General features: G+C 59.6%; 13 protein-coding genes. 8 read left to right on the top strand and 5 right to left on the bottom strand.

Annotated elements, in window-relative coordinates; genetic code table 11:
- Nucleotides 1–327: 327 nt before the first annotated feature.
- From JY96_RS23300 to JY96_RS15855, 6 genes are all read left to right on the top strand, one after another.
- Nucleotides 328–1,104, top strand: a complete 777-nt coding sequence (locus JY96_RS23300) for a type 1 glutamine amidotransferase (RefSeq protein ID WP_161784342.1) — start codon at nt 328–330, stop codon at nt 1,102–1,104.
- Entirely contained in the window at nt 1,070–3,796 is a 2,727-nt protein-coding gene (locus JY96_RS15875) for a DUF4118 domain-containing protein (RefSeq protein WP_035038886.1), read from the top strand. The genes JY96_RS23300 and JY96_RS15875 overlap by 35 nt, the downstream gene beginning before the upstream one ends.
- Nucleotides 3,793–4,488: a response regulator gene (locus JY96_RS15870; protein ID WP_035038884.1), complete on the top strand. Its 696-nt coding sequence runs from the start codon at nt 3,793–3,795 to the stop codon at nt 4,486–4,488. The genes JY96_RS15875 and JY96_RS15870 overlap by 4 nt, the downstream gene beginning before the upstream one ends.
- 674 nt (nt 4,489–5,162) lie before the next feature.
- Nucleotides 5,163–6,716 (top strand): recombinase family protein, encoded by a 1,554-nt coding sequence (locus tag JY96_RS15865; protein WP_369796201.1) that lies wholly within the window; start codon nt 5,163–5,165, stop codon nt 6,714–6,716.
- A complete protein-coding gene (locus JY96_RS15860) occupies nt 6,713–7,609 on the top strand; it encodes a plasmid partitioning protein RepB C-terminal domain-containing protein (RefSeq protein ID WP_035038881.1) in 897 nt (298 codons plus the stop codon). The genes JY96_RS15865 and JY96_RS15860 overlap by 4 nt, the downstream gene beginning before the upstream one ends.
- The gene (locus JY96_RS15855; RefSeq protein ID WP_035038878.1) at nt 7,609–8,502 is read left to right on the top strand and encodes a plasmid partitioning protein RepB C-terminal domain-containing protein; all 894 of its coding nucleotides are present in this window, start codon (nt 7,609–7,611) and stop codon (nt 8,500–8,502) included. Before JY96_RS15860 ends, JY96_RS15855 begins: the two co-directional genes overlap by 1 nt.
- A gap of 216 nt (nt 8,503–8,718) precedes the next feature.
- On the opposite strand, the gene JY96_RS15850 is transcribed toward JY96_RS15855, so the two are convergent.
- The gene (locus JY96_RS15850) at nt 8,719–9,327 is read right to left on the bottom strand and encodes a hypothetical protein (protein ID WP_152606536.1); all 609 of its coding nucleotides are present in this window, start codon (nt 9,325–9,327) and stop codon (nt 8,719–8,721) included.
- Between the two features lie 555 nt (nt 9,328–9,882).
- Between JY96_RS15850 and JY96_RS15845 the strand changes: the two genes are divergently transcribed.
- Together JY96_RS15845 and JY96_RS15840 are read left to right on the top strand one after the other, a co-directional pair.
- The gene (locus JY96_RS15845; RefSeq protein WP_152606535.1) at nt 9,883–10,572 is read left to right on the top strand and encodes a hypothetical protein; all 690 of its coding nucleotides are present in this window, start codon (nt 9,883–9,885) and stop codon (nt 10,570–10,572) included.
- Between the two features lie 271 nt (nt 10,573–10,843).
- Nucleotides 10,844–11,221, top strand: coding sequence for a hypothetical protein (locus JY96_RS15840; RefSeq protein WP_035038873.1), 378 nt, complete (start codon nt 10,844–10,846; stop codon nt 11,219–11,221).
- A gap of 89 nt (nt 11,222–11,310) precedes the next feature.
- On the opposite strand, the gene JY96_RS15835 is transcribed toward JY96_RS15840, so the two are convergent.
- Genes JY96_RS15835 through JY96_RS15820 form a run of 4 tightly spaced genes read right to left on the bottom strand, consistent with a single transcriptional unit; the run spans nt 11,311 to nt 16,797 of the window.
- On the bottom strand, nt 11,311–12,177 hold the full coding sequence (locus JY96_RS15835; protein WP_035038870.1) for a hypothetical protein: 867 nt from the start codon (nt 12,175–12,177) through the stop codon (nt 11,311–11,313).
- Nucleotides 12,177–14,930, bottom strand: a complete 2,754-nt coding sequence (locus JY96_RS15830) for a hypothetical protein (protein ID WP_035038867.1) — start codon at nt 14,928–14,930, stop codon at nt 12,177–12,179. Before JY96_RS15830 ends, JY96_RS15835 begins: the two co-directional genes overlap by 1 nt.
- The gene (locus tag JY96_RS15825) at nt 14,930–15,541 is read right to left on the bottom strand and encodes a hypothetical protein (protein ID WP_035038864.1); all 612 of its coding nucleotides are present in this window, start codon (nt 15,539–15,541) and stop codon (nt 14,930–14,932) included. The genes JY96_RS15830 and JY96_RS15825 overlap by 1 nt, the downstream gene beginning before the upstream one ends.
- On the bottom strand, nt 15,538–16,797 hold the full coding sequence (locus tag JY96_RS15820; RefSeq protein ID WP_035038862.1) for a hypothetical protein: 1,260 nt from the start codon (nt 16,795–16,797) through the stop codon (nt 15,538–15,540). The genes JY96_RS15825 and JY96_RS15820 overlap by 4 nt, the downstream gene beginning before the upstream one ends.
- Between the last annotated feature and the right edge of the window lie 242 nt (nt 16,798–17,039).

Genomic DNA, 17,039 nt, shown 5'->3' with positions numbered 1-17,039 from the left:
CCAGAACGTCGCGCCCAGCGCGACAAACACGATGTCCATCGGGTTCTCCTGTTCATATCCGATGCCATCGATCGTAGGAAGGCAGCCGTCAAGACGGGGCCAAGCTTTGGCATGCCCGCATCAAGAACGCATCAAGACCGACCTGAACCACTCGCTCATGCACGAGCTTCACCAATTCTTGACACCCAAACCCGTCTTCTCTACATCGTCTTGCCGCCGCGATACCTAGATTGGGCATGGTCCAAACCAACGCGCCACCCTGTTGTTGCGCTCACCAAGATGAGACCCGTTGCCGTGATTCAGCACGATACCGTGCAAGGCCCTGGCATGCTGAAAGCGCTGCTGACCAAGTGGGGCATCCCCATGGTCCACATCCAACCCAGTCAGGGCGACCCGCTCCCTCGGTCAGCCAGCCGCTTCAGCGGCATCGCCCTACTGGGTAGCGATCACAGCATCCACGATCCGATTCGTTGGATCTACGAAGAGCAACGTTTGGTTCAAGATGCACTTTCGCAAGACGTGCCTGTCCTCGGGCATTGCTTCGGCGCCCAGATGCTCGCCAGCGTCGCTGGCGCTTCGGTCCGACGCTTGCCGCGACCTGATATCGGGTGGCGCATGTTGACGCCCACCCCTTACGCTCACGGCCTTTGGGGCACCTTTCAGGCGGTGCCGTCGTTCAACTGGCACCATGAAACCTTCGACATTCCAGCCGGTGCTGAACGCATCCTCATCGGACAGCATTGCCAAAACAAGGGCTTCCGCCTCGGTCCACATCTGGCCTTGCAATGCCACTTGGAGATCACCCCCGACATCCTGACAGCCTGGTGCCAACATGGTGCTCCAGAGCTGGCGTGTCACCACTCTCCCAGCGTTCAGGCTGCCAGTCAGATCCTCTCGGACGCCCCTGTCTGGCTGCCTGCGCTGCACACGTTGGCCCGTCGCGTTTATGGCGACTGGACCGCACATCTGCCTGAAAGCCCTATGGCATCCAGGCACCACATGCCCCACCGTCTTGACACCTTCTTGATGCAATCAAGCGCACACTTCGGAGAACAAGAAGGAACCCGCCATGTATTCCGGACGAGAACGGCCCGACCCCGATGAATTGCTGCAACAGGTGAAGCAGGACGACATCCGCGCGGATCGGGGGCGTTTGAAGATCTTCATCGGTGCCTCTGCGGGGGTCGGCAAAACTTGGGCGATGCTGGCGGCCGCTCGCGCCAGTCAGGCACAGGGTCGCTCGCTGATCATCGGTCTGCTGGAAACCCATGGCCGCCATGACACTGAGCGCATGGCCGAAGGTCTGCCACGGTTGCCCCTTCGTCAGGTTCAGTACCGCGATCGAGCACTCAAAGAGTTCGATCTGGACGCCGCACTGGCCTTCGGTCAAGAACACAACAATGCCTTGGTGTTGGTAGACGAGTTGGCTCACAGCAACGTACCTGGTTCACGCCATCCCAAACGTTGGCAGGACATCGAAGAATTGTTACAAGCTGGCATCGACGTCTGGACGACCATGAATGTCCAGCACCTCGGAAGCCTCAACGATGTGGTCAGCGGCATCACCGGCATAAGAGTGTGGGAGACCGTCCCTGATCGTCTGTTCGACGAAGCCGACGAGGTGGTCGTGGTGGACCTTCCTCCCGATGAACTACTGGCGCGACTCAAGGCGGGCAAGGTCTACCTGCCAGACCAGGCAGAACGAGCTGCCGGCAGCTTCTTTCGCAAGGGCAATCTGCTGGCCTTGCGCGAGCTGGCTCTGCGTCGCACGGCTGATCGGGTTGATGACCAGGTGCTGGCCTACCGCCGACAGGCATCGGTTGAAAGCGTCTGGCCAAACCGTGAGGCCCTGCTGGCTTGCGTAGGCTCGGACGGGCAGGCTGACAAGGTGGTACGAAGCTGCGCGCGCTTGGCTGCACAACTGGATGTGAACTGGCATGCGGTGCACATCGAGCCACTTGCCACATCGGGCCAGGACGGTGCTGTTTCTCCCGAAGTGGATCGCACCTTGAAGCTGGCTGCTCAGTTGGGCGCGACCACGGCGGTTCGCCCCGGTTCTGACGTCGCTCAGGCGCTTGTCCGCTACGCTCGTGAGCAGAACTTGGTCAGACTGGTGATGGGGCGACATGGTCGACGCTGGCCTTGGGACGTCGTGCTGTCAGATCGCATCGCAGAGATGGCCTCTGAGATTGATGTCCTGCAGGTGTCCACCCCAGCCGCAAGTCTCGGCAACACGAGCAATGCGCCCGCATCTCCCGCTGCGCCCTCAGACAAGCCAGCCATGGCGTGGCAAGGACATGGCGCGGCAGTGGCGGCATGCGTGCTCACAGCCTTGCTCGCCACACCTTTGCAGCAGATCTTGGAGTTGTCCAACATCGTCATGCTCTTCCTGTTGACCGTGGTGGGCGTCGGACTGCGCTTCGGCCGCGGTCCGGCCTTGACTGCTGCCTTCCTGGGCGTGGGCTTATTCGATTTCTTCTTTGTCACCCCTCGCTTTTCGTTCGCTGTCAGCGACGTCCAGTACCTAGTGACGTTCATGGTCATGCTCGCCGTTGCCCTGACCATCGGACAACTCACCGCTGTGCTCAAGGTTCAGGCGGAATCAGCCATACGCCGTGAGCAACGGGTGCGCAGCCTGTACGAAATGGCCCGTGACTTGTCATCCGCCCTGATGGTTGAACAGGTGTCCGACATCGCACAGCGATTTCTTGCTGCCGAGTTTCAGGCCCAAGGTACCTTGCTGGTCGCCGACGATGCAGATCAACTGAAGTCTGTGAATGGAGGCCGTTGCGAAGTTGACATGGCCGTGGCCCAATGGGCCTTCGGCAAAGGTCGTGCAGCGGGATCTGGGACCGACACCCTGCCTGCCAGTCGCACACTGGTACTCCCCCTGAACGCACCCATGCGAACCCGCGGGGCCCTTGTCATCATGCCTCCGGAACACACCAACCTCGATTCGGCTCAGCATCGACTGCTGGAAACCTGCGCCTCACTGCTGGCGATCTCGCTCGAACGCATCCATTACATTGAGGTGGCTCAGGCCAGCACCATTCAGATCGAGTCCGAGCGACTGCGCAACTCGCTGCTGTCAGCCATTTCACACGATTTGCGTACGCCTCTTTCAGGCTTGGTGGGCATGGCCGATGCCCTCGAAACATCCAGGCCCACACTGGCCCCCCCACAGCGCGAGATCGCAGGGGCCATGCGCCAGTCCGCGATTCGCATGGGAGTCCTCGTCAACAATCTGCTTGACATGGCCCGGCTGGAAGCCGGTGCGGTGCAGCTCAATCGCCAGTGGCAACCATTGGAGGAAGTGGTGGGCAGCGCGCTTGCAGCGAGCCAGCCCACACTGAAAGATCGTCCGATCACCGTCGATCTTGCCGAGAACCTGCCTTTGCTTCACCTGGACGCCGTACTGATTGAGCGTGTGCTCGTCAACCTCTTGGAGAACGCCGCCAAGTACACCCCCGCAGGCTCCCCCATTGAGCTGCATGCAGACTGCGCCAGTGGCACAGTCACCATCTGCATTGATGACCGAGGACCAGGATTGCCCCCAGGTCGAGAGGAGGCTTTGTTCCAAAAATTCGAGCGAGGCACCCGTGAAAGTGCACTGCCCGGCGTGGGTTTGGGGCTAGCGATTTGCCGCGCCATTGTTCAGGCACACGGCGGGCAGATTCACGCGGAACAACGCAATGGCGGGGGTGCCCGCTTCATCGTGACGCTACCGACTGGAACACCACCCAGCGATGATGGTAGCGTCACTGCCTCAGCCTTTGTAACGAGTTGCCTCACATGAGCGAACTGCATGCACACATTCTGGTCATCGAAGATGATCCGACGATCCGGCACTTTGTTCGACTCACTCTCGAATCGGAGGGGCACGAATCACACGAGGCCGATACGTTGCGACGAGGCCTGATCGCAGCGGGCACCCGTCGGCCTGATCTCGTGGTACTCGACCTGGGCTTACCTGACGGAGATGGGGCCAACTTCATCCGCGAGTTCCGAACATGGTCGACTACACCTGTGATCGTCTTATCAGCACGCAGCGCCGAGTCCGACAAGATCAATGCACTGGATGCCGGTGCCGACGACTACTTGGTCAAGCCCTTTGGCTCCGGTGAACTCATGGCCAGAGTGCGAGCTCAACTACGCAGACACCTGCATCAGACGCCCAGTGGCGACAGCACCATTCGCTTTGGCGAACTGGAGCTGGATCTCGTCAGGCGCCAATTGAGCAAGCGTGGAACACTGGTCCACCTCACCCCTATTGAGTACAAGTTGCTCACTTACCTGGCCGGTCAGCCGGATCGCGTCATCACGCATAGCCATTTGCTTAAGGCCGTCTGGGGCCCGGGACATGGTGAAGACACCCACTACGTGCGCGTGCACATGGCCAACCTGCGCAAAAAGGTCGAGGCCAACCCATCCATGCCCCAACACCTGTTGACCGAGGTCGGTGTGGGGTATCGCTTCGTCAATCGATAAGCCATCCTGGTTGTGAACGTGCCTCTGGAGCGCCCAAGCTTCACACCGCGAAGGCTCCTCTTCCGGTTCAGTCGGCCCCCATGGATCTGCGCGTCAATAGCTAATCCAAATGACGAAGTTATCAGGAAAACCTCCTGCGCTCTGACGCTTTGACCTTGTCCCACATAACCTGGGCTCAGTCTGCCTGTCCAAAACCGACCGTGCGCCTGGTTATGCAACACGTCGTGCCGGTCCTGCGATCTTGGGATAACGGTTGGTATGACATTCCATGCTGCGACGTCGTCATCGCCTCACGCTCCACCGCCTTGCGAGACATGGCGTCGGCCGGGGCGCTTCACCGTGGATGAAGCACTGTATCTTCTCTCCGGTATGACCCTCGCGCAACGAAAAGTTGGTTTATCTCCAAGGCTTTGATACGAGGCAGGCGCCCCTGTTCATTGATGGCGGCAGAACGCTTGGTCTGATCGTCCGCGACGATGGGTCCTCTGGCAACAGGCTTGGCAGCAGCTGATTCACTCAACGACATTGCGATTCCGCGAGAGGGATCGACTCAAGGGGCAAGCTTTCAACCTGTACGTTTCGAATGTTACGCGGACCACGTCACCCATCGTCATCAAACTGCAATACTGAAAAAACACCATGTGGTTCTCTTACCCTTGCGTAGGGAGTTCGTGGTGGTTCATGAAAACTCACAAGAAGATCTGACCACCATACCGGTGGCGCAATACGTTCGGATGTCAACCGAACACCAGCGCTATTCCACCGACAACCAATCGTTGGCCATCGCTGAATACGCAGCCGCACACAAGATGCGGATCATCAAGACATACACAGACGCAGGCAAGAGTGGCTTGAACATCAGGGGACGTCCTGGCCTTCAACAACTGCTTCAAGACGTCGAGAATTCCGCCGTTGAGTTCCGCGCAATTCTTGTATATGACATCAGCCGATGGGGGCGCTTCCCTGACCCGGATGAAGCAGCCGTTTGCGAGCAAACCTGCAAGCGGCGCGGTATCAAGGTCATTTATTGCGCCGAGCCGTTCACCAACGACGGGTCACTGTCTTCCACAGTCATGGTCGGCCTGAAGCGCAGCATGGCGGCGGAGTACAGCCGTGAGCTGTCGGTCAAGGTCTTCGCTGGACATCGCAACCTGGTGCAACGAGGCTATCGTCAAGGTGGCGCACCAGGCTTTGGCCTTCGACGCCAGTTGATTGACGAGCAGCACAACATCAAAGCAATCCTTGCGAGGGGTGAGAAAAAGAGCATCCAGACAGATCGGGTGCTGCTCATCCCTGGACCGGCCGAAGAAGTCGAAACTGTTCGACAGATTTACCGGATGTTTCTTGATGACGGCATGCCCGAGCGCGTGATCGCCTCGACCCTGAACAGGCGCGGCGTGTTGACGGACCTTGGCCGCCTATGGACACGGGGCACCGTTCATCAGGTCTTGACCAACGAAAAGTACGTCGGCAACAACGTCTACAACAAGACGTCATTCAAGTTGAAGATTGAACACAAGCGCAATACGCCCGATGAATGGATCCGCAAGGATGGCGCCTTCCCTGCCATCGTCCCAACAGACGACTTCATGCGCGCGAGGGCCATCATTACGGCCCGATCCAGGCATCTCGACGAATCGCAGATGCTCGACCTGCTCAAGTGCTTGCTTGAAAAACACGGGGCGCTATCTGGGCTTCTAATCGATGAGGAAGACGGCGTCCCCTCCAGCTCCGCCTATCGCACTCGATTCGGCAGCTTGCTGCGCGCCTACAGCCTGGTTGGCTTCAACCCCAAACGTGACTTCGCATACCTGGAAATCAATCGGGAACTGCGGCGGCGACATCCTGACCTGGTCGCCGAGATCTCTCGGTGCATTTCATCCGGCAGGGGCTGGGTCCGACAGGACGCTGAGAACGATCTTTTGATCGTCAATGACGACTTCACCGTCTCGGTCGTCATCGCCAGATGCAAGCCCACTCCCGCAGGCAGTTATCGATGGCGCATTCGCCTGGACACAAGTCTTCGGCCAGACATCACCGTTGTGGCACGCATGAACGCCACGAACAGCACGGCACTTGACTACTACGTACTGCCCTCCATCGACTTCTCTGCCGATGCGCTCCCCACGATGGAACAAAACGGCTTTGTTCTTGACGCCTACCGCACAGACACGTTGGATGACTTCTACACCTTGACGGCACGAGTTCCACTTGAGGAGGCAGCATGACCAAAGCATCGAAGAATCAAGTCGAGATGATTCCCATCGACGAGATCATTGTCGCCAACCCTCGCGTCCGCAACAGCCGGATCCATCAGGAAATCACCGACAACATTTCTGCTGTCGGCCTCAAACGCCCGATCACGGTCAGACGCCTGTCTCACGGGGCGGAAAAGTCCTATGCACTGGTTTGTGGTCAGGGCAGACTGGAGTCGTGCAAATCGCTTGGCCACGAGCACATACCAGCCATCGTGGTGGACGCTAACGAAGAGGTCGGGCACGTGATGAGCATCGTCGAGAACATTGCACGCCGTACACCCCGCGCCAGCGAAACAATAGAGCAAGTGACCGTTCTCCGTGCAAGGGGGTACAGCGATGCCGAGGTGGGCAAGAAAATTGGCTGCTCCGCATCGTGGGTGAACAATGTCGCCACCCTCCTGGAGCGTGGCGAGAAACGCCTGCTTGCGGCGACAGAGGCCGGTCACGTGCCGTTGCATGTGGCGGTTCAAATCTCACGTGCATCTGAAACCGAAGCTCAACAACTGCTGCACGACGCCTACGAGAGGGGTGACCTCAAGGGGAAGAAGATCAGCGTGATGCGCCGGATCCTGGAGCATCGCATGCGCAGCGGCAAGCGCCATGGACCGGAGGTCTATGGCGCAAAGAACCCCTCCCGACATCTGAGCCCCGAAGACCTTGCGAAGCTGTACCAGCGCAATACCGACGAGCACAGGCGAATCCAGAAGAAGGCTGAGCATGCGCAAGAGTCCTTGATGCTGTCAAAGCAGATTTTCAAGGAGCTGTTCACGAGCACAGATTTCTGTGCGTTGCTGAAAGCCGAGAAGTTGACCAGCGTTCCTCAGCCGCTGGCCGAGAACGCCCAGATCGGAGGGCTCTTCTGATGGAACGCGCAAACAAACCATTGAAGCTGGGCTTCGAGCGCGATCTGGTCGAGGTCTCCCTGAACCTGCTTCTGGGCTCAAAGCCTCAGCCCGCAACACTCAAGCAGAGCGTTAAATACTCGCAGATCCGGGCATCCATCAAAGCCATCGGGATCGTCGAGCCCCTGGCCGTGATCCCACATCCGGCACATCAAGGGTCGTACATGGTTCTTGACGGTCACCTCCGACTCGAAGCGCTCAAGGAGTTGCAATCCGAAAGCGCTTTGTGCCTCATCTCGAAAGACGATGAGGCCTACACGTACAACAAAAGAGTCAATCGGCTATCGGCCATTCAAGAGCACCGCATGATTGTGCGCGCGGTGGATCGTGGCGTCTCCCCCGAGACACTGGCCAATGCCCTGGACATTTCCAAGGCGGCCATCATTGCCCGATTCAAGCTGCTTGATGGCATCTGCGACGAAGCCATTCGCCTTCTGGCCGACAAGCCGGCCTCCAGGTCGATGTTCAACGTGCTGCGCCAGATGAAGCCACTGCGCCAAATCGACGTTTCCAAGTCGATGATTGACCTGAACAACTACTCGGTCAAGATGGCCATGGCCATGTTGCAAGCCACCGCGCCAGAACAGTTGGTGGATGCGGTCCGAATCAAGAACCAGCAGAGCAGCTCCTCAGATACGCTCAACCGGTTGCGGCGGGAACTCGCTGCGGTTCAGGCAGACACGAAGCTGCTGGAGGAGCGCTATGGGCCTGACAACCTGCAACTGGTGATCATCAAGACGTACATCAAGACCCTGCTTGAAAACGCCAAGGTCGTCCGTTGGCTTGCGCGGAATCATGGTGAATACCTTCATCAACTGCAGCTGATTGCAGACCTTGAGAACTTGGCTACTTAGTCTTCCTAGCCGACCTCTGCGAGAACTGAGCATCACGGGGGAACGCTGCTCGTCCGATGCGCTGAGCAGGCTGATCGCAATTCAGATGAGACAGGATGTGTCCGCCCGCAATAGGCGGATGCCACGACAGCAAGTTGGTCACACGAGCCCATTTGCTACGGGACATCACAGTCAATGTATCGGTACGATGACCTACTCGCAAAGGGCCTGCACTTATCAATTCAGGGTAAAGGTCATCGCAGGCTTGGCATCGTACCCATTGACCTTCCACGAATAGGACTTTGAAAACAGGCCCGGCGTGCTACTTGCGTTCTGCGTCAGCACCTTTGCATTGGCAGGAAGCGTCACCTCTACGGTGCCATCTACCTTGATACCCAGGCCCATCAGTTCGGCTCGTTCTTTCTCCTTCAACTGAGATGCCGACAGGGTGTAGACGCCATCTCTCGACGTGGTCAGGGAGACGATGCTCAACACTTCCGCCCGCTGCCCCACCTTCAAGTCACGGTCAACCGATACTTCATATCGACCTGAACCTTGATAGGTCAGCTTCTTGACGCCCGGCGCTTTTGCCGCCTTCTCGGCATCTGCCTTGAGCTGGCTTTCCGCCTTGGCGCTCAAGCTCCCGCTTTTCTTGATCTCCATGGCTGCCAGCATGTGCACTGCTGTGCCCTGGTATTTGTAGGTGTAGGCGCCATCCGGGCGAACGGTTACCGAGGCGTTGAACTTTTCCGGCACCAGACATCCGGTTAAAACCGTAGAGGTTGCCGCCACGATGACTGCGCGAACGAGATGAGTCACTTGCATGATGTTTGATCCCTTGAACATTTTTAGATGCTTCCGAAGCCTTCCTCGGGCCGCTGAGATTAGCGCATGCGCGCAACTGATCACACACTGTTCGGCAATATGTTGACACTGCATCGGCTGGTTGTTCGCACATGGATGACACAGGTTTCACACAGACCTGACACAGTGCGCGCCATTAAGACGCCACATTGCTGACACTCTGTTGGCACAGGGTTGACACCATGTCAGCCACATTCTTGGATGGACGCAACATCAAATCGATTTGTCCCCAGCTGCCCTGAACATTCTTTGTGCTGTCTTTCCAGAGCACAAAGAATGTGGCCGTTGGTTGCGATTTCGCCAGGAATCGCAACCAACGGCCACATTGGGGACAGGGCGTGATTGTTTGCGTCCAACGTTGAGGTGGCTTCGTTGGCGTCCTGTTGCGGCCACAGGCCGACATGCCGCCACAACTGCGGCACCAATAACTCTTCGTTACTTCAGCGCGTGATCTGCGTCGGAGCTCTTGATGGGGCCAACACATAAGATGTGGTTGCCATTCAGACCAAATCAACCGGGGCCAAGATGACGAGACCGATGTTCAAGCAGGTACGCAAGCCAGTGAGCTGGGGAATGCGGGAATTCGGGCTGGGACGGCCCTATCTGGTGACGCCCGAATTTGTTTGGCGCCAAACAAGCGCTGTGCGCTGGATTGGAATCGCCGTTGGCATGGGCGGCGGCACGTTGTCCTACTTGGAACACATCCACGACCTGCCTGCGTTCGCTGTTGAGATGCTTGATGTATTTGGCAAGCACTCGGCGAACAAAACGCTTGAAGCCTTCATGGGCGAGTTGCTGAGTCCCATGTTGTGGATGGCGGCACTGTTGATGTTGACCTTCTTGACTGGCGTCAGTCGCCTCAAAAATGGCGGCTTGGACAGCACACCAAGTGACGCGCTGACGAAGGTAGTGACAGGCTGCTATGTCACGCTCATGAGCGGGCTGATGTTTGTCGCCACTGCATCAGCATGCTTTGCCACACTGGCGCTGGTCACTGGATACTGGCGCAATGCGTTGGGTTTCTCATTCGTGGTGGTTCTGGCGGCAATGCATGCGGCAGTTGTCTGGTCCGTGCTGAGGATGATGTTTGTCTTGGCTGACGACGACAACGACTCGGCGAGATCACGCGGCCTAGGGTTGTTGCTCGTTGGTGTGGTCGTCGCGATGCCTGTACTGCTCCCGCTCGCTGAACGGGCTGAAGCACTCGCCAGATCCTTGAGCATCTGAACGTTACTGGCCATGACATGGACCTGTGCGCCCCTACAGGCAAAACCTGGCCGCCCACCATCATTGGCGGTATGGGGCTGGAGCGCTACACCTTTGCCGTCTTCGCACCTTGGGGAGCTGCGTCAAGTTGGCCTATGCGATCCTGACTTGCAAGAGCAGGTAGCTCCACAGCGACCCCTAAGACAGGACACCCGCACGTGCCCGCCACCGAGCAGGTAAAGTGATTCCATAAGCAGAACAGATTCCCACTTCTCACCGAACTTGCCCTTTCATGAAAAACTCGTTCCTTGCACGTATCGCAACCATCGTCCTGATCGCATCCACAGCAGGCTGTGCATCTGTCGCCGTCAGCAACGATGCCATCGAACAAAACACAGCGTTCACCCTCGGCTTGCCCAAGGGAAGCTTCACCATTTCTGACCGAGTGGATGATGGCGTGAAGTCCACTTACGTCGTCAAAACCAATACTGGCAAGCTGTACAGCTGCTACGTGACCGGCTCTGTGGGCATCACGGGCCGCGTTGTCTCTGATGCCATTTGCCAAGCACAGCAAGGTCGGCCTTCGTCCAAGCCTGCAGCATCGGCGAGCGGAAGCGGCAGTTCGGCTTCGTGCAATGCCTTGCTCAAGGCTGCTGGCAAGTGTCAGTGAGGTAACTGAAGAGCGATGATGTCGCTCGGTGGAAAGGAGTTGGCCTCCTTTGGCAACGTGCATGCTACCAAAGCACCAAGCAAAATCCATTAATGCTCAGGCAGCCAGACCGCCTCTTGCTCCAGCGCAAGACCCAAGCGCTGCATCTGCTCTGCTAGTTCCAGCATGTAAGCTGGGAGATGATCAACGGCACCGGTGAAGTAGCGCAAAGTGTCTCGCCAGAGCTGGTTGCTGCCGTAGCGTGCGAGTTTGCTCTCCCAACAAGGCATCAACCAGCACTCGCACGTGGCGCCTAAAACCTGATGCAAACGCGCGAAGTTGGCCAGGCCTACACCGTCGTAATCTGGGAAATGGATCACCCGGCTGGCTCGGGGACGCTGACCCAGCCACGACTGCAGCCTGCCGTCGAGTTGCCCACCGTAGTAAAGCACCGTGGCATGCGTGCCTTCGGGCAGCCAGTCAGTGCGGTCAAACAGGGCCTGATTCTCGACCAGCCAAAGGACCTGATCACTATGCCAAGCATCGTCGGGTTGGATACATAGCGTGGCTGCACCGAAGTCTCGGGTGACGGGGCTCAGCGCCAGCTCCACACCGCGTTCGCCGTCGCGCCAGATCACCTCATCACCGACCGCCTTGAGAAGCGGATAATAGCTGCCGTGTTGATGATGCCGGGCCTTGCTGTTGCGCGCATGTGCCACATGCTGTGCGCGCAGTGGGATTTGATCGACGATAGAGGGCTCCACCTGAGGGGAGAGCTCGGTGATATGAGCCGCAAACACAGCCTGATCGCAAACGTTGTACACGTCTCCTCGCCCTTGGCGCTGGCAGGTCACGGCCCCCGTTTGCCGTGCAAAGCAATCTAGGGCGCTGCGCTGCGCAGTGGTGAACTGACTGGCGGGTAATGGACTCTTGCCTTGCAGCTTGAGCAGTGCCGCGCGAAGGGCTTGATCTGCCATCAGGCCTCCAGGGGTTCGATGATCTGCCAGCTGAAGCGGCTGATCTGGTTGCTACCCTGCCGGTGGTGAATGGGCACGCAGTAACGCACCGTGGTCAGCGGTGCCGGGGAGGCGAAGATCAGCGAGAAGCCGAACTCGGCAGCGGTCTCGATCAAACTGCGCTGGTTGCGAGCATCCAGTGCCAGCGCTTCGTCCAGATAGCAAATGCCTTGGATCGGGCGCCGCTGATCCTGCATCAGGTGCAGCATCGCCAAGCCCGTCACCAGCTTGGCCATCAGCACTGTGCCGTTCGAGGCGGCGCTGTCGAGGTCGTCAAAGGCTTCCGGCTCACGACCAGCCTTGCCCACCCAGAAGCGTAGACGGAACAAATCGGCCACGCGCAAGCCGTGGCGGGCATTGCCTTCCTCGATGAGTAGGGTCTTGGCGCGGTTGAGCTGGTCATCATCCAGGACGCTCTGCTGGTTGAAGAGTTCAAAGGTCTCGCCATTGCCGACCGTGGCCGCCGTGCTGATGAGCAGTTCGATGGCCTCGACCAGCGCGGTTTCATCTTCGGGTTCGACCTTGAAAACCGCCAGATCGGATAGTTGGCGTCCGCTGATCTTGCGATTGAACTCGCGCATCCGGCGTTTGAAGGCGGTCAAACCATCGCGCAATTCGCGCAGGCAAGCCGCCACATTCACCACCGCCGACCGCACCTTCTTCTCCAGGGCCTCGGCCTCCTGAGGGAGGTGATGGGCGAACTCCACCAGGCGGACGATTTCGGCCTCAGGGTCGCCGACGAACTGGTACTTGGTGAGCCCGCCCGTGTGGATTTCGCCCAGCAGTCGGCGGATCAGGTCGTCTAGCTCCAGCAGCTGCCGACAATCTGCCTGATAGGTCTGCAGACGCTCGGCCAGCTGGTCCAGCGCAAACTCCGGCTGTGCCAACCAAGGGTGGTTGGGCAAGTCGGCCAGCCAGGTGAACGGGCCTTCCTGATCGATGCGCTGGTTGCGGCGTTGCTCGATCTGGCGGTGCTGCTGCTTCAGGGTTTCCAAATCCTGCTGCCGCTGTTGACGCTGCTGATCCAGCGCCCGGTACCGGGCAGCCGATTGCGCCAAACTGGTGGCCAGCTCGGCGAGCTTCTGGTCGAGTGTCACAAGCCGTGCTCGCCGCTCAGCGTCGCTGTCTTGCAGGGCCTGCATCTGGCTGTAGTCCCGCAATTCGGCGTCCAGCTGCCTCAATTGCTGCTCCAGCGCATCCCGCTCGCGTTGGACGACTTCCAGCGCGAGCGCTGTCGCCAGCTGCTCCTTCAGCTGCGTTTGCTGTAGCTGCAAATCCCGCAGCAGCTCGCCCAGCTCGGCCAGGCTGCGCTGTTGGTGCTGCTCAGGCAGGGCGGCTACGCGTAGTTGCAGGCCAGGTAGGCCAGCTTGCTCGCCATTGGCATCTCCCAAAGCCTTGGAGAGCGCCTGGCCATCGAGCTGGAACTCTTCGGTGCCCAATGTCAGAACGGATCTGGCCAGCACCTTGTTCAGTGCCTCCAGCTGGGCTCGCGGCAACACACCTGCCAGCTGCTGGTGGAGGTTGTGGCCTTGTGTGCGCATCTCCTGTGCCAGCTGGGCCACCTCTGTGTCCACGCGGGCGAGCTCGCGTTCGATGGATGCCGGTGGCCGGCTTTGCGCCTGGCCCAAGCGGACCACCAGAGCATCGCGCTGCGCCTGCACGTCGCGGCGGTACGTCTCAAGAGCCGCCCGACTTTCCACCAAAGCGAATCGCTGCTGCAGCGCCTGTAGCTGGTGGCTCTCCTGGCGAAGCTGCTTCTGCTCCAACTCCCACTGGCTTTGCTCGCGCACGGCCTGACGATCCTGCTCTCGCAAGCGGTCCAGCTCGCCATCGCACTGCTGCAGCTCGTGCTGCAGGGCCTGCTGGCGTGATTCGAAGTGCTGCTGCCACTGGCCCAGGGCCTCGTCGATCATGGGCCGCCAGCACAGCAGCTTGCCGCGCAGCTTCAGCCGAGCGTCGCGCTTGTGCTCCAGTTCGGTGAGGGTGGTTTTCAGGCGCTCGGCGGCCAGGTACTGACTGCGCTCGGCGTTGAGGTCGGCGAAGGCCTTGTCCCACTCCGCCTTGAAGTCGATGCTGGCGTCAGGCAGATCACGCCGAAAGATTTGCAGCAGGTAGTCTTTCACCTCGCTGGAGCGCAGCTTGTCCAGCCGCAGCGTCCGGGTGAGCACTCGCTGGAAAACACTGGCGTCACTGGCGTGCTCCAGGCGGAACACGCAAAAGTCTTGTGAGCCGCTGAGCTTGCGGTTGCGGCCGCCATACACCATGTCGGCGAACTCGCTACCGCTGTAGCTGAACACGCGGCGCCCATGGGTCGCCAGATGGCTGGCCAGCTTCGGCTGTGCCACAAGTGAGCCATCGGGCAGGCAGAACTCTTCGACCAGGAGCGGGCCGGCGTAGGCGAAGTACTCATACTCGAAGCTCACGCCCTTGCCGACGCAACCGAGCACCACGGTGCCTGATTCCGGCAAAGACACCTCCAGCAGCACATACGCGCTGTTATTGGGGAAGTAAAACCGCCTGCTCTTCTCTACATCGTGCGCGCCAAAGTCCATGCGGCGCCGGTCGATGATCAGGAGGAACTGCAGGGCATTGATCAGGCTGGTTTTGCCCGTGTTGTTGGGCGCTACCAGGGAAACCGCGCCATCCAGCGGCAGCTCGGCGCGGGAGTAGCCCGCACTGCCGAGCAAGACCAGGCGTTGAAAGCCGTGCTGCATCAGTCGCTCTCCTCGTCGTTCAGCACGTCGTCGGCGTTCTCTTCAGGGCCAGCGTCCGCTTCGTTGCCGTCATCTCGCGAGGCGGCTGCCAGGCCCTCAAAGTGGTCCAGGTAGCGGCAGACGGCGGGCAACAGCCGCCAGCCTGCTGGCTCAGCCACTGCGAAGCCCAGCGTGCTGGCACGTCCCAGCAGGTCGATGAGCCCATCGGGAGACAACCCTTCGGCGTCCAGCAAGTCTTTCTGCTGCTCGTGTACCTCGGCCAGCCATTCCCGGTCGATGAGCCAGTCGGTGAAGCGTTGCAGCGCTTTGCCCGCGTTGGCCTGTGTATCGAAAATGACCATGAACAGCAGGGCCAGTTGACGGCTGACCTTACCGATGTTGCTGCTCGCATCGGTGTTGTGGAACCAAGCAAAGCCGCGTGCATCCATGCGCAGCTCAAAGCCCAGCGCCGCGAACAGCCCGACATAGCCCGCTTCCTGTTGCTCAAGTTCCGCCCAAAGTGCAGGCTCGGCCGTTCGGTTCAGGTGCTTGCCTGACAGGAACAAGCGGAAGAGCTCGGCCAGTGCTGGCATCTGTGCCAGTTGCGGCGTCAGTGGATTAGGCGTCGTCATTCCGGAAGGTTCACTCGGTGAGGATGGTGCAGCACACGGATGGCCTGCAAAGTGGTGGTCTCGGGATGCTCACTGGCTTCGATCTGCCAACTGCCCTCGTGCTGCAGCTCATGGAACAGCCGCAGCAGCGTCGCATCCTGCAGATGCCCGTGATGGGCATGCAACCAGTCCAGCAGGCTGTCCACCGGCAGGCTGCTTCTCAGCTGTTGCCGGATGGCCGCCTCGTCCACGTGTTCCAGCAACGGCGGGGCATTGCCGGGCTCATCTTGCGGGAAGGCCACCGACTGCGGCTGGTACTGCCGAGCTGCGGCCATCACGGTGCGCAGCTCATCGCCCAACTGCAAGCGGAAGCCCCGCTCATTGCGCCACCCAGGCAGTGCGGTGCTGGCCGCGTGCCGCGACAAGGCTCGGCGCAGGCCCCGCTTGCGCACCTGGCCCAGCAGCAGGCTCACCGCACTGGTCAGCGCATTGTGTTGCCGCATCTCCTCGCGTAATGGGAGCACCGTGTCGGCGCATTGTTGAGCGATCAGGCGGCCAAAGCGCCGCAGTTCCTTGGCCTGGTGAGCCACCTGCCTGAGCTGCAGGCGATGCGAGTACAGCCCGCCTTGAAACGAGAGCTGCTCAAAGGCCAGATCAAGTGAGCGCTCGGCATCTTCCAGGTAACGGTAGAACGTGCCTTGCGGTCCTGTGTCCATCATCTGGTTCATCGGCTCCACGTAGTGGTCATAGGCCTCCAGCACACGCCTGTAGCGCTGGGCAATGGGCATGCTGGCGTCGGCGGTCTTAGCGTCTTCGGCAAGTTCCAGCAGTGCGTGCCGGTCCTGATCCAGTTGCAAGCTGATCTGGCGGAACAGCTCAGCGAGCTTGTTGGCGGCTCCCCGCGCCCGATCCATGTCGGCACCTTGCATGCCGTCGTTGAGACCCTCCGTGGCCTCGCGGATGGCGGCTACACGTGCTTGAAGCACAGCAGCCAAACCGAGCTCGTGTTCGCGAGTCAGCCCGCGCACGAAGTCCAGCACGTAGGCGTTGAGCTGCAGGTCGCTGCTGCGTGCGCAGGGTTGGAGGATGTCTGCATTCACCATGGCGCGAACTGCTGCCCCCTGGGCTTCGGCATCCATCTGCGGAGCCACCTTCGCGATACAGCCCAGCACTTGTTCGGTGGTGAGCACCGCAAACTCGCGAGACAGCCTCACCAAGACCTCAACGGTGTCCCAGTGTGTGTACAGCGCGTAGACCAGCGAGCGCGGGTTGGCCATGTCAGCTCAACCTCCCGACATGGCGCTCATCGTGCTTGGCGCGCGATTCCGCCCTTTTGGTGTCGTCCACGGCCGCGCATGACGGCACAACGGCCCATGGCCGCCACGAGGAGACGGTGCCAGCCCATGCGCGCAGACCGGTGCCTGCCTTGTGCAAAAAGAGGTGGAGGCCATGTGCGAAGTCTGTGCAAAGAGGTGGCTGGCTACCGAAGTTCTCTGACATTTTTCCCTCTTCTTCATCG

The sequence above is a fragment of the Aquabacterium sp. NJ1 genome (assembly GCF_000768065.1).
In the GTDB taxonomy this organism is placed as follows: Bacteria; Pseudomonadota; Gammaproteobacteria; order Burkholderiales; family Burkholderiaceae_C; genus Aquabacterium.
The sequence above is the reverse complement of the archived record's forward strand: the minus strand, read 5'-3'. Positions and strand labels throughout refer to the sequence as shown.